14 protein-coding genes are annotated in these 12,505 nt (G+C 57.2%); 2 read left to right on the forward strand and 12 right to left on the reverse strand.

The features are described from left to right. Nucleotides 1-20 precede the first annotated feature (20 nt). The 4 genes from V7066_RS15110 to V7066_RS15125 are packed head-to-tail and all read right to left on the reverse strand — an operon-like array spanning nt 21 to nt 6,322. Nucleotides 21-2,045: an Atxe2 family lasso peptide isopeptidase gene (locus V7066_RS15110; protein WP_334183848.1), complete on the reverse strand. Its 2,025-nt coding sequence runs from the start codon at nt 2,043-2,045 to the stop codon at nt 21-23. A gap of 35 nt (nt 2,046-2,080) precedes the next feature. Further along, nucleotides 2,081-4,687 (reverse strand): TonB-dependent receptor, encoded by a 2,607-nt coding sequence (locus V7066_RS15115; RefSeq protein WP_334183849.1) that lies wholly within the window; start codon nt 4,685-4,687, stop codon nt 2,081-2,083. 43 nt (nt 4,688-4,730) lie between these two features. Then, on the reverse strand, nt 4,731-5,768 hold the full coding sequence (locus V7066_RS15120) for a FecR family protein (RefSeq protein WP_279728018.1): 1,038 nt from the start codon (nt 5,766-5,768) through the stop codon (nt 4,731-4,733). After that, on the reverse strand, nt 5,765-6,322 hold the full coding sequence (locus V7066_RS15125) for an RNA polymerase sigma factor (RefSeq protein WP_279728017.1): 558 nt from the start codon (nt 6,320-6,322) through the stop codon (nt 5,765-5,767). Before V7066_RS15125 ends, V7066_RS15120 begins: the two co-directional genes overlap by 4 nt. 171 nt (nt 6,323-6,493) lie before the next feature. Here V7066_RS15125 and V7066_RS15130 point away from each other — a divergent pair, with 171 nt between their 5' ends. Beyond that, a complete protein-coding gene (locus V7066_RS15130; protein ID WP_279728016.1) occupies nt 6,494-6,754 on the forward strand; it encodes a helix-turn-helix domain-containing protein in 261 nt (86 codons plus the stop codon). Between the two features lie 21 nt (nt 6,755-6,775). Here V7066_RS15130 and V7066_RS15135 read toward each other — a convergent pair whose 3' ends face one another. The 4 genes from V7066_RS15135 to V7066_RS15150 form a co-directional block, all read right to left on the reverse strand. Then, a complete protein-coding gene (locus tag V7066_RS15135; protein ID WP_279728015.1) occupies nt 6,776-7,120 on the reverse strand; it encodes a MarR family transcriptional regulator in 345 nt (114 codons plus the stop codon). Between the two features lie 5 nt (nt 7,121-7,125). Continuing rightward, on the reverse strand, nt 7,126-8,040 hold the full coding sequence (locus V7066_RS15140) for a phytanoyl-CoA dioxygenase family protein (RefSeq protein WP_279728014.1): 915 nt from the start codon (nt 8,038-8,040) through the stop codon (nt 7,126-7,128). Between the two features lie 12 nt (nt 8,041-8,052). Next, nucleotides 8,053-8,679 carry an acyl-homoserine-lactone synthase gene (locus V7066_RS15145; protein WP_279728013.1) on the reverse strand — a complete coding sequence of 209 codons (627 nt, stop codon included), beginning with the start codon at nt 8,677-8,679 and terminating at the stop codon, nt 8,053-8,055. An 87-nt stretch (nt 8,680-8,766) separates the two neighbouring features. After that, nucleotides 8,767-9,522: a helix-turn-helix transcriptional regulator gene (locus V7066_RS15150; protein ID WP_279728012.1), complete on the reverse strand. Its 756-nt coding sequence runs from the start codon at nt 9,520-9,522 to the stop codon at nt 8,767-8,769. A 174-nt stretch (nt 9,523-9,696) separates the two neighbouring features. Between V7066_RS15150 and V7066_RS15155 the strand changes: the two genes are divergently transcribed. After that, nucleotides 9,697-9,975, forward strand: a complete 279-nt coding sequence (locus tag V7066_RS15155; protein ID WP_279776125.1) for a hypothetical protein — start codon at nt 9,697-9,699, stop codon at nt 9,973-9,975. 137 nt (nt 9,976-10,112) lie between these two features. On the opposite strand, the gene V7066_RS15160 is transcribed toward V7066_RS15155, so the two are convergent. From V7066_RS15160 to V7066_RS15175, 4 genes are all read right to left on the reverse strand, one after another. Further along, on the reverse strand, nt 10,113-10,784 hold the full coding sequence (locus tag V7066_RS15160; protein ID WP_279728010.1) for a JAB domain-containing protein: 672 nt from the start codon (nt 10,782-10,784) through the stop codon (nt 10,113-10,115). Continuing rightward, complete coding sequence (locus tag V7066_RS15165; RefSeq protein WP_279728009.1) at nt 10,688-11,167, reverse strand: hypothetical protein; 480 nt, start codon at nt 11,165-11,167, stop codon at nt 10,688-10,690. The genes V7066_RS15160 and V7066_RS15165 overlap by 97 nt, the downstream gene beginning before the upstream one ends. Nucleotides 11,168-11,180: 13 nt before the next feature. Continuing rightward, entirely contained in the window at nt 11,181-11,525 is a 345-nt protein-coding gene (locus V7066_RS15170) for a hypothetical protein (protein ID WP_334183850.1), read from the reverse strand. 62 nt (nt 11,526-11,587) lie between these two features. Beyond that, nucleotides 11,588-12,163 (reverse strand): LuxR C-terminal-related transcriptional regulator, encoded by a 576-nt coding sequence (locus V7066_RS15175; RefSeq protein WP_279776597.1) that lies wholly within the window; start codon nt 12,161-12,163, stop codon nt 11,588-11,590. Nucleotides 12,164-12,505: the final 342 nt, after the last annotated feature.

Genomic DNA, 12,505 nt, shown 5'->3' on the forward strand with positions numbered 1-12,505 from the left:
TTTCCGTCAAGCTAGCCGATCTATTGGGCCAATTTTTCTGTCAGCCACTCCACGTTGCGTCTGTAGATTGCGTCGCGATGGACAGGATGGATTTTGACGTGTCCTTCATCGGGATAAATAAACATTTCGACTGGCCATCCACGGTGACGTAGCTCGCTGTATGTCGTCAAACCCAAGCGAAACTCGACCGACGATGCCTGGATGAGCAACGGGACTGGCCGAGCCTTTGTGGCGCTCTCTAGCGCGCCCTCGTGCCAGAAATTCCGATTGGAATAGCGAGACGCGGGATACCCGCCCTGAACATAAAAGTCAGCGAGGCCTTCGCCTCCAAACGCCAACATCGTATCTGCCTGGCAGCAAGTGCTCAGGATCGCAGCCGAGAACAAATTTGAATTCGCGAGCGCGTAAGTCGCTGTTGAAGCTCCGTCGCTTTGTCCGGTTATGGCCACGCGCTGAGGGTCGATAATACCGTCGGCGGTCAGCCTTTGGATGATCTTTTCAAATGACGAAACGTTACTTTTGCGATCTACCCATCCGTCATTATTGGCTCGCATATATTCCTGTTCATTTGTCACAGGTAAAGTGCTGCCAAACCGGGGCGGGCGATTGAAGCTCAGCACGGCAAATCCGCGTGCTGCCAATGCCTGGATGGGATATTCATCCGCCGTCCCGCCCCGCAAAAAGCCGCGAGAATCATATTGAACGATCACAAGCGGCAGTCTTTGATTGTTTTTCCGATCGGGTGGGAGCACAAGATCGCCGAAGGTCGAAATGCCAAAGGAGTTGGCCCATTCCAGGCGCTTTACTGTTCCCAGCGTTAGCGATGCAAACTCCGGGTTAGGCTCAAATACGGATCGTCGCGTCCCGTCATTCAACGCAATTGCGACAATTGAGCGGGGGCTCGTCGAACTTTCCAGTGCGCATACCAGTTCAATCCGCACGCGCTTACAACCAAAGATGGCGTCTTGCGTGCTCAATAGGAGTTTGGGTGCCGATCGGCCAGGCTTCCAGGCATAAAATTCTGTGACACTATCGGCGACGCCGGTGCGGCGCTCATACCAAAGCGTGCTCCCATCGGATGACCACCACAGTCCCTGAGCGTTCGAGCACGACGTTTGCCGGCATTCAATCGTGCGACCAGCAACGTTCGCCTTTAACTGAGGGTTCTCCCGATATAACTTTCCCGATGTATAGGCATAGGCGGTATTGGCATTGCCTGCAGCCTTCGCGAAGGCAGTGACCGCGTTGGGCCAGCCAAAAGAAGGAGGGAGCAAATTTTCCGACCGGGTTGGCAGCGCCACGGGTTCGCCGCTGTTCGGATCGATTGCAAAATTCCTGAGCGGAATATCCGACGATACAAATGGCTGGTCACTGGCATATGGCACGAAGCGGCCGTCATAGCGATATCCGCTGCGCCCCTCATTTGTGATCGACTCTCGCGCGTCAACGGTACCAGGTCGACTTGAGTACAGAATTGCTGATCCGTCTTCTGACCAAGCCAACGCATCGATATCGACCGGGCTGGTCAGCAGTTTCTGCAAGCTGCGTCTGGTCAGATCGTACCGCCAAATTTCAGAGTGATCAGCAAAGATTTTAGTATAGGCAAGCGCATTCCCCGTGGGCGACCAGCGCAGAATCGCGTCTTTGGGAATACCTAGCGGGGGTTGCGCCACCCCGAATCTATAACCTGAAAATGGGAGTATTTCCCCGCCATCATCGATTATGGTGGGCTTTTGCCGCCCGCGTAACGGGACAAGAATGATCGCGGTGCAATAGCTATCTGTCGTGGCATCTGCCCTTCTAAGATGTAGCGCAAGGAGCGACCCGTTGGGCCCGACCTGAAAAGGTTCAGAGGAAATGGAAGTTGATAGACTGCCGAAATCTCTCAGCCGGAGAAGGTCATCCGTTGAGATTCTCCTTCTGCTATTCGTGTCCGTTGGGTCGATACGCAGGCTGCAACGATGCGCCTGGGCCCACAATGTCGAAGGGATCAAGGCGGTAGCGCCCATTATAATTAGTGCAGATGAATATAAGTATTTTGTCATAATGGCATCCATCGGATTGGAAGGGGTTAAATTAATCACCAGTCCTTGGATATTGTGGCGCTTATAAATCGTCCGATCGGAGAATGGTTTGTTGAGTCATAGTTAACGTAATAAGTTTGCCCGCTTGTCGGCGCAGAGTAGGGAGGTCTGCGATTGAGTATGTTTTGAGCGCTAAGGGTTATGCTAACGTTCTGAAGAGGTCCGGCGCGGTTCTGCATCTTATACCGGATCGAAGCATCTAACGTCGTCTGTGAAGCTATTCGACCGGACGGGGTGGACCGGTTATCTTCCAGGCTGCTCAGATGGTTGACGAAGGTCATCAACGAGAACGCATCGTTCATCCAGCCCACGCTGGCTCGCGCTTTGAACCGCGGAGGATTGAATATCGTCCCTGCAAGCTGCGTGACCGGCAAGCTATCGCTGACTTTCTGATTAGACCACAGCCACGATCCGCTCGCATTCAGGACCACAGAGGAGGAGTCGAGCGGAATTTTATAGTCCATGGTGATATCTATACCATGGATACTTTGGCGTGCCGCGTTGATGTATCTATTATTGAGAATGGCAACGATGTTGTTTGCGGCATCCGTTCCGCCGTAATTGTATATCTTGTCGGCTCCCGCCAAAATTGCGTCAGCTATGCTTTGGGATGGGTCGTACGTTATAAATGAGTCATAGGGCGAGGTCCCGGACAATATGCTCGAAGATGCCGCGCCGGGGACAGGCTGGATGATCCGATCCTTGTAGTTAACATGAAAATAAGTGGCTTGCAGATTCAGTCGCGGTATTTCGACAGGGTGAACGGAAAGAGTTGTTGACCATGATGTCGCCCTTTCTGGTTTGAGGTTCGTGTTACCTCCGACGTCAACCAGTAGTATTGAGCCGGCTGGGTAGCGCTGTGCTCCACCAAACGCTGAAACGGGGTATAAATAGGCCACACGATCAGCGAATTTATAATAAAGCATCGGCGCCTTGAAGGATTTTCCCCAGGTAGCCTTTATCTCAACAGACGGTGATAGCCCGTAAATCACTCCGATCTTTGGCACTGCTACGGACGCAATCTGCGGATATCGTTCATACCGCAACGCTGCGTTAAAGATCAATTTTTCCAATAATGGAGAGCCTTGGCCCGGCTTTACAAACGGTATCGAGATTTCGGAGAATGCATAGTAGCTACTGATGGAGCCATCGTTATCGGTTGCGGAGGTGTTGTAGCGCACCGTTTCGTAGTGGTTGTAACGGTACCCGCCCCCGGCGACGAGATCGAGAGTATTGCCATTGATAGTGACGAGCGGCCCTGAAGCGTAAGCCTCAACACCGCCCAGAACATTGCAATAGCACCCGCGAGTTCTGGCTGCAGTTTCCCCCTGATAGAAAGTGGTTTGATCGTATTCGGTCTTGCTGCGGCCGTACGTACCTGAAATCCGCACGCCCCACCGTGAACCCAGAGACATTTGCACGGAGGGTGATACCGAGAAATCACGGGTTTTCGGGGTGTTCGTGTACACATACCCAGAAGACGTGCCTTGTGAGGAAAACGCGGTTCTCACGTTGTAGGTGGCGTCGAGATATGCCTCGATTCCCGAAGAAATATCCTGCCGTCCCGTAATTACGAGGCTATTCTGATTTGTTTTGGGATATAGCGTGTTTCCGTCTGGCATATACGCTGTAAATTCGCGCTGACTGGAGAAGATCGCTGAGTTCCTGTCATGACTGAATGCAGCCATGAAACCGCCCGTGGACCATGTTCGACCAGCGACCGCGCTATATTGTTGCTTGAAATCGCCGCCATCGGTTGCTCCCCCGAGATTTGCAAGCAGGGAAAGACCATTATAGTTTTGCTTTAGAATAACATTCACCACGCCGGCAACAGCATCTGAGCCGTAGACAGCGGACGCCCCATCGGGGACAATCTCGATCCGGTCGATGGCGGCGAGAGGAATTGCGCTGACATCGACTGCCTGGACAAAGGATCCGAACGAGAGGCGGTGACCATTCAGAAGTGTGAGAGTGGCATCGGCTCCCAATCCTCTCAGGTTGGGGGAAGAACCAGAAGTGAGATTTTGATTGGTGATGCCAATGGCACCTGCTGCCACTCCAGGATTTTGTCCCCCACTGAAGTTTTGTGGAAGCGCTCGCATCGCTGCGCCGACGTCGGTTTGTCCCGCCAACTTGATCGTGTCTGCATCGAGTTGGATTGTAGGGGAAGAGGATTCCCCAGATGACAGGCGCGATCCGGTTACAATGATATCATTACCGTTTCCCGATGTGCTCGCGACGGAGGATACTCTTCCGGCACGGACGATCAATGCGCCGTCGATAACTTCGGCCGTTAGGGAGGTGCCTTTCAGCAATCGCTTTGCGGCCTGTGCGGGTGAAAATTGACCCTTGAGCGGCTTAGAGGTCTTTCCCCGCAGCGGGTCCGCCGGGGCAGAAAATTCCAACCCACTTTGGCGGGCAACGGCTCGCAGTGCCTCGGTTAGAGACTGGGCGGGTAAATCGAAGTTCCGAACCTGATCGACTTGCGCCATTGCAGATGTAGCGCTGATCAACGCGCAGGCACAAACGCCGACGAAAAAGCCGTTACGAACCACTCGCATTTCATCCCCCATTGCCTGGATGGCGCGTTGCGTGACGCGCATACAAAGCTTGACGGGAGAAATTCGGCGGCGAGCATTCCGCCAATTATTTTGTCAGTACGAGCCTGTCCGACCCTTGATTTTCAACGGTAAGGCCAAGCGCGCGAGCAAGATGTTTCGCCACACTTTCGGGATTGCGGATATGCAACTCCGCACTCACCCGCATCGCGGCAATTTCTGGAGAAGCTGCCACCAGCTTGACGTCGGAATAGAGGTTCACCTCGGCGAGGATCACATTAACGGCCTCATCGTCATAGCTCTTCACGCCGATTGTCCATTGCTCGTCGTTGGCCGGCGCCGGTTCGGTGACAGCATTACCGGTTACCGTGGGTGTGCCAGAGTAGCGTATCCGTTCGCCTGGTTGAAGGTAGCTCTTCGCTGCCGACGCCGATGGCTTGCGTGTCTCGCATGGCGGAGTGACTGCGATACGCCCTTCGTACAATACCACATTCATCTGGCAATGCGCGCGCCGTTCCACACCGAACCGCGTGCCGAGCGCTGTGGTAGTGCCGCCATCCGCGGTGACGGTGAAAGGGCGCGAAACATCATGAGCAACGGCGAAGATGGCGCGGCCATGATCGAGCGTGACGTCCCGGCGGTCCCTATGCATCCAGACGAGCAACCGGCTATCGGTATCGAGCGTCACTACCGAGCCATCCGCAAGCGTGATATTTCTGACCTCACCTTTTCGGGTCGTGAAGATAAGCGGCGGATCGTCATACTTCCCGTCGGAGGATGCAATCGGCGTAGGTGCGGAGGGCGAACGCAAATTCTGACCAAGCACAAAATGCGCTCCCAGCAGAAGGATGGCGGCGAGCGATGCGGCGATCGCCAACTTTGCCCAGGGCCTTCGGGGCCGGCTGTCGCTCTTGTGACTGTTTTGACGTTCGCGAAATCTCACAGATGCGGGATCAACGATGTTCGATATCGCGGCGTCGGCGACGTCGAATGCGGCCTGGTGCTCGGGCGACTGCGCGCACCAATTCCTAGCAGCAGGCTTTCGTGCCGGGTTCTCGCGGACCGCCATCGCCCAGCGGCGTGCCTGCTGGCTGAGGGTGAGCAAGCCCGGTTCTTCGTCCGTCATTGGCCTTCCATCCCGTCCAACAGATGGTCCAACACCTTGAATATCTTTCTCTTCACCGCCCACTCATTCAGTCCCTTGCGCCGCCCGATCTCGCGAAAACTATACCCTTCCACTCGGTTGAGAAGAAACAGTTCGCGATCGAAGGGGTCAAGTTCCTCCAGCAGCCTCTCACAAAGAGCGATGTCCTGGCGAGCAGTCAAAATTCGAAGCGGATCGAATGGGGTAGGGATGTCGTCAGCATCCGACAAAGGACTTTTCCTATTATCCACGCGGGTTGCAGAGAGATCTGCGCGGTCGCGCAGCAGATTGATAGCAATACGGCGTAGATAGGCTTGGGGCGTCGTGAGAATTTTAACTGCGCCACTTCGAATAAACCGAACGAACGTCTCTTGGGTAAGCTCATCGGCTTCCGCTGCGGATATTGAATTGCGATAGAAGTACCGCGTTAGCCACCGACTTTCTTCACAGTAGAGTTGGACGATTACATCGTGGCTCGCGCTATCAATCGTACCATCTGTTTCGTCTGCACCGCTAAGAGATTGACCGTCATCCACTTCCACCGCCTCACGCTGGGAAGCTCCTGAGTTACAAGCGACTGGACCCGCTTTTGGCGCTCAAATGCCTCCTTATCGTTACATGATAACCACCTAGAGCCCCATGACGCAATCACAAATGGCACGATTAAGGGACAGACATGGGTTGGCGAGTATCGCCATCTCCATTTCATGGAGTTGGTTCGTATCCTCGCCCGAAATGTGAAGCATCATCGCAAGCTGCAGGGAATGACCCAGGAGCAGCTTGCCTTATCGATCGAAATGAAGCGGAGCTATGTCAGCGGGATTGAATGCGCAAATCGTAACCCGTCAGTGAAAGCGCTGGAGCGGCTAGCGAGCGCCTTAAATATCAACCCAAGTGAGCTCTTTGTCCCTCTGGATGAATATCCTGATGATCAATACCCGCCTATCCCAAGGGGCCGACGGGTTTGATATTCGTCGCTTGCGTCCCAGTCAGTTTTTCAAAATATCTCCCAACTCATCCATAATGTGATCCATCCGGCACCGGGTCCTGTCCGATAGCGAAACAAGGCTTCGCCTCCGGTCCTCTGGATCGGCCTTACGGTCCAACATGCCCGCATCGATCATCTCCACCGTGCGGCGGAAGGCCGTCGCGGTTGAGAGCCCGGATGTCGCGGCGAGTGCCTTGAACCCCTCTCTCATCCCCTGCTCCTTCGCGCGATAGAGATCGATCACCATGAGCCATTCTGGCCATTGCCGCCTTTCGAGCCCGAGCTTGAGCTCAGCGAGGCGGTGCTGCTGCTTGAGCGCTTCGCATATGCGCTGTCGCTGATCCATGGCGCTTACCCAGCCCTGGTCCGAAGCGGGGCGGGAGCGACCGGCAGGAGCCCCGACCGATAGTCGGCGATCAGCGCCTCCTGATCCGGGCGAAGCATGTCGATTGCGCCGACCGGACCGTTCTGCGCTTCATCCAGCAGCAGCGAGGGGCAGCGCCCCTCGTAAGTGCCGAGGTTGGGCCGATGGGCGCGGTAGCCAGCAAGGCCCATCACATCGCGCGGCAGTGACCGAGCGACATGTGGCGGATAGGCAAGCCACGGCAGTTCGTAAGGCTTGAGCCATCCGAGACTGTAACTGATGATCATCCCGCGCCGCGGCGTCGCGGTCACGTTCGCCCCGCCTGCATGAAGGGTGGATCCGAGGAACAGCAGGGCATCACCCGGCTCCATTTCTGCAGGAACAGCCTCCTCCATGCCGATGAAGATTTCATCCTGGCGCCGATGACTGCCCGGCCAGACCCGCGTTGCGCCATTCTCGGCCGTGTAAGTGGAAAAGGGCCACATGGCGTTGAGAAGATATTCGACGCCGGGCGCATGGATGGGCCACATGTCCTGGTCTCGGTGCGGGGGCTGTGGCAGGCCGCCCGGTTCAATCTCGATCGCCTGGGTGAGGTTGAGCTGGATCGTATCGCACCAGGGCCGGAGAATTCGCTCGGCAAGACCGTGGATTAGGGGATCGAGAACGAAACCGGCAGCGCGCGGCGAACGGTGCAGAAGCCCATGAAACCGCCGCGTCGTGTCGCCGTAGAAGGGCCCTCGCGAGAGCGGTGTGGTTTCGAAACCGGCCCGCAGATCATCGCCCAGCTTTTCGACCAGAAGTCGCGGGGCTGCACCGCGGACGATGCAGTAGCCGTCCCGGTCGAGTTGGTCGCCATAGTGCGCGATGTCGCGCTGCAGGCTGTCGATAGCAATGAGGGTCATGACCATCTCCCTTCAGGCGGCTTTGCGATCGATCGCCGCGGTGGGAAGTATGCGCATCGGAACGTGGGTTCCGGCCGCCCGCAACTTGGCAGGGGTGTCGGCATCGATTTCGATGAGGAGGGCGCCGGTCGGCAGACCCGAGATCATCTGCGGTATACCCAGTGGCCGAACCGTCCAGCCCAGCGAGAGGATCTGGCTGAGCCAGCTGGAATCGGCAACGCAGCTATACCCGGCGATGCCGCGCTGGAGGGCGAACTGAACCACGGCTGTCGCGAGCGCATTGCGGACTTCCAGCCTCCTGGCGGCCCGCAGGCCGCGCGAAAGGCATAGCCTGCTCAGTTCGAAGATTTGCGGGCCAACGGGCACGCTTGCGTCGCATAGCGAAGGAAAGATCGTCCCCAGCACATGCGGCCGGTCGCTGGGCAACAGGCGGATGGATCCCTCATGGGCACCGCTGTCATCGCTGACGACGATGTAGATTGCGTGGTCATCATCGAACTGGTCGATTTCGAACGCTTCGGCGACCACCGGGACGTCCCAGCCTAGCAGGTCCACGAACACCCGCTTGCGCGCATGATGCATGGCGTCGAGAACCGGGTTGGCGCCCGGCGGTTCGTGTCCTTCGAAAATCCGGATCATGGTGATGCTCCCTGTGTGGCCGGAATCGGCAGGGAGCATCATCGGTGTGAGGGACACCGCGAGTCTGTACCCGGAACTGGGACTTGATCAGTGCATCGAGAGCAACTCGGGATAGGTGACGATGCCGTCGAACAGGGCGCGTGCTATCAGATTGTTGCGCTGGATATTTCCATAGGCCCGCATGATCCGCTTGGCATATTCATGCGTCGTATGTTCCGAGAGGTGCAGGATGTCCGCGATCTCGCCATAGGTCTTGCCGCGCCCGAGCAGGATCAACACTTCTCGCTCTCGGGGTTTGAGCTTGGGCGGCGCGGGGAGTTCAAGACCTGCCCGGAGCCTTACGACGCGCCGCATCGCTTCAAAGGCGAAGGACACGGCGAAGAAGGCGGCAGGCATCGCCTCGGATGGCACTGTGTCAAGCTGGGAGGTGGCGAAAGTGCAGCTTCCGGCATATTCGCCGGGAAGGTGCATCGGTACCGTGTAACCGCCGCGCAGGTTCCGCTTCGCACCCTGTTCGAAGATGTAGCGCTGACGCGGCGTGAGCGTTTTCAGCATCCGGGGATTGGGCCAGAGGAAGCCGGTGTTTCGCCCGTCGCATGAGATCTGGACCGGGTCATCGAGGAAATACTGTCCGCTTATGATCTCATTCAGCCAGTCGCTGTCGTAATTGGTGAGACCATAAGCGCCGACCGGCGGGTGCAGCAGATCGACATGATGGCTGATCGCGAACCGGTCGAATCCCAAAACGAAAGTCAGGCGTTCAAGGGCTTCATAGACCCGGTTATCGTCTGACGTCTCCCCCAGAACACTGACTATCTGCTTGTAGTCGTCCCTGTCGAACATCGTATGCCTCCTTAATTCATGTTCGGAAATTTCCTTTCAACGCATCCATTGATCGCGCCATGTTCGGCGTTATGTTTGAGGGCGAACGTCATATTTTCGGCGTCTCGCGAAGTGGAGCGGGAGGAGGAAGACAGATGATCTGTAGTTTTCCTCATTTTCAGCGTGGAACCTGCCATGCCCACACAAAAAATCCTGACCGCGTTTCGCGAATTTCTTCTTCGTGCGCGTGGTGCGCATACCCGTTGGCAACGCAAACGGCAGCTTGCGCGCCATACCCGCAAGCTTGAAGCGATACTGCGCGAAGAGCCGCCCTATGTAGCCGAGGCCGTCGACCTCTTTTTCCGCCAGAAACAGCCTGTCCCGGCCATTGCGGAGACACTCGGCGTCGATGTCGAAGAGGTTCGGGACGCGCTTCTTCGCATCGTTGAACACTTCGAGCCGGACGTGCATTGATATGTCCATCTGCTTATCGGGTTCTGTAGCAAGGCTCAGCCAATCCGCCGGACCAATGTATCGCGCAGCGACGCTCCTGATTGCGGATTGTCCTGCACCCGGCCCGTAGCGCGCGGAATGGACTGGAGAGAGGAGCGTCATTTCAGCCACCCCGCCTCGCGAAAGCTCACGATTCCGCGGCGCGCGACGACGAGATGATCGTGCACGACGATACCAAAAAATCGGGCTGCGTTCGCGATCTTCTCTGTAAGATCCCGATCCGCCCGCGAAGGTACGGGCGATCCTGACGGGTGATTATGCGCGAGAAGAATAGCCGTCGCATTCAGGTCGAGGCACCGCTTGAGGATTTCACGGGGCCAGACCTGAACACCGGAAACAGACCCGATCCCCATGACCTCGTCGGCGATCAGTTCGTTACCTGCGTTCAAAAACAACACGCGAAAATGCTCGACCCGCTCATAGGCCATGTTGCCGCGCAGATAGTCGTGAAGGGTCTGATCACTCGATAATATCGGTCGCCGGATCAGGGCGGACCATAGCATCTGCTTCAGCACGCGCTGGAAGCAGCGGAATGTTCGCTCGACATCCATGGCGTGGTTGAGCAGCTCGATCCGCTCAGCCGGACACGCCGCCAGCGCGCCACCCAGTGACCCGAACCGGGTGAAGAGACGATCAGCCAGTTCGCGGGCCCGGTCGGGCCGGGTGAGCCCGATCAGCTCTTCCAGGGCGCGTCGGCACCCCTGCGCTTCAGCCGGTCCTGATGACGCCATGTCGCGGCGATCAGGACGATCTGCGCCAGCCAGCTCCATACCGCTATCGCATGCATGTAAGCGCGCGGCACGACATTCGGCACAGTCTGCAGCATGACATGGAGGATGACCTCGTCCGCCAGCATGGCTGCGACCCACATCGGCCAGAAGCGATTGCTCCGAAGGGATAGCCATAGGAATATTCCCAGGATAGCCAGGTCGGTCAGAAGAATACCTGTCTCGACGTGCTCGAAGCGGTGAATGGCGGGCGATGCAGCCAGAACGCTGAGACCGGCGCCTCCAAGGAGGGTTGCCGCCCCGATCTGCTCGGGACGGCCCCCTTTCACGAACGCATAGCCGCTGCTGACGACCAGCAGAGCGGAGAACAGGATTTGTCTCGTCATGACCCATGGCAACATGATTTGTGAAAGCTCGTCAATCACGAGACGCGGGCAATCATACCGCCCGCAGGTGCTGGCCGGCGGGCTCCGAGATAGCGCCCCTGACCTTGAGCAGGTCGCCATAGCTCACCTCGGTCAGGCCCATGTCGTCGCTGGCCTGTTTGAGATTGGCGTGGGTCGCGACGATCCGTTCGCGCGTTTCGGCCACGAGCACCATGGCCGAGGCGGAACTGGCAAAGGCTTCCTGGCCGATGGCCGCCGAGAGACGGGCGTCCAGGCGAGCCAGGGGAAGCGCCGCATTCAGTTCGGCAATCCGGGCGGCGGCAATATCGAGGGCCGCTTCAGCGGCGAAGAGACGTTCAGCGACGTTTCGGGCGATGGTTTGGCGTTGAGCGCGCATGTTTGCTCCTTCCCATCCTCACGGACAGGTTCAAGAATAGGGGTTTTGGGATAGATGCTGCCCTACTGGCTCACGAGAGTGTTGAGCGCCGAGAGCAGCGACACTGCGGAACCTATGATGACGAGCAACGCCGCCATCAGGATCACAAAGATGATCAGCGTATATGATCCGGTCAGGTCATTGTCTTGCCTCCCTGCTGTACGGACGGGAGCCAGATCACGCAGGGCGCGTAACGAGCGAGAGCGGTTTCCATTGGCCATAGGCCGTTGTTCCTCCGCGAAGCTGTCGACTGCCTGCGCTACCTGTGTCTGTGTGTCCGTGGGTTCGTCAACACGCACATCAGGGCAGGAATCGCGGTTCTCGCCTAGGGGCAATAAATGAGGGGGCAATAAATGTTGGAATTCTGATGGGGCATTTTGTGCCTCCCAGGCCACGAACATCTGGGCTGCGACCCTGCGGGAAACCCCGCCCAATATCTGGCGCGCCTCGAATATGAGATTGTTCACGGTGCTGGGCGACAGACCCAAAATCAGGCCGATTTCCTTGGCGGAATAGCTCTTCGCCGCTTCGCGCAGGCAGTCGCCATGCCGCCGGCTGAGAAGCTTCATCTTGTCCGAATGGTCTGTAACCAAGGGCATTTCCCGTCGCCCTCCTCGGGCAATATGAAGTCGCACCTTTCCTGCTGCGCGTCGTATCCGATCTTCCGGCTATACTTGCCGGTAACGGTGTCGAATTCGATCACATGCCGCTTCAAACTATACCTCTCCGATCCGCCTGATGACAGGTCAAACAGGCGATTGGTCAAGGGAATCAACGATATGTAGCCTTAAGGCAACGGTAGACGGTTAAAATCTATTAACCCGGTTCGTACGGGCGACGACTCGCTTTTTACGCCGACGTCAATTCGAGTCGGGCGCGAGCGGGATGCGACGAAAGGGAGGGGGAGGGCGAACGGCGAACGAAACGAGGTATCGCCATGC

This window comes from Novosphingobium sp. (assembly GCF_036820275.1).
Classification (GTDB): domain Bacteria; phylum Pseudomonadota; class Alphaproteobacteria; order Sphingomonadales; family Sphingomonadaceae; genus Novosphingobium.

Bases quoted from the DNA above. Each gene is read 5' to 3' on its own strand.
- V7066_RS15110 (WP_334183848.1), bottom strand. From the start codon at position 2,045: ATGACAAAATACTTATATTCATCTGCACTAATTATAATGGGCGCTACC.
- V7066_RS15115 (WP_334183849.1), bottom strand. From the start codon at position 4,687: ATGCGCGTCACGCAACGCGCCATCCAGGCAATGGGGGATGAAATGCGA.
- V7066_RS15120 (WP_279728018.1), bottom strand. From the start codon at position 5,768: ATGACGGACGAAGAACCGGGCTTGCTCACCCTCAGCCAGCAGGCACGC.
- V7066_RS15130 (WP_279728016.1), top strand. From the start codon at position 6,494: ATGGAGTTGGTTCGTATCCTCGCCCGAAATGTGAAGCATCATCGCAAG.
- V7066_RS15135 (WP_279728015.1), bottom strand. From the start codon at position 7,120: ATGGATCAGCGACAGCGCATATGCGAAGCGCTCAAGCAGCAGCACCGC.
- V7066_RS15140 (WP_279728014.1), bottom strand. From the start codon at position 8,040: ATGACCCTCATTGCTATCGACAGCCTGCAGCGCGACATCGCGCACTAT.
- V7066_RS15145 (WP_279728013.1), bottom strand. From the start codon at position 8,679: ATGATCCGGATTTTCGAAGGACACGAACCGCCGGGCGCCAACCCGGTT.
- V7066_RS15150 (WP_279728012.1), bottom strand. From the start codon at position 9,522: ATGTTCGACAGGGACGACTACAAGCAGATAGTCAGTGTTCTGGGGGAG.
- V7066_RS15155 (WP_279776125.1), top strand. From the start codon at position 9,697: ATGCCCACACAAAAAATCCTGACCGCGTTTCGCGAATTTCTTCTTCGT.
- V7066_RS15160 (WP_279728010.1), bottom strand. From the start codon at position 10,784: ATGGAGCTGGCTGGCGCAGATCGTCCTGATCGCCGCGACATGGCGTCA.
- V7066_RS15170 (WP_334183850.1), bottom strand. From the start codon at position 11,525: ATGCGCGCTCAACGCCAAACCATCGCCCGAAACGTCGCTGAACGTCTC.
- V7066_RS15175 (WP_279776597.1), bottom strand. From the start codon at position 12,163: ATGCCCTTGGTTACAGACCATTCGGACAAGATGAAGCTTCTCAGCCGG.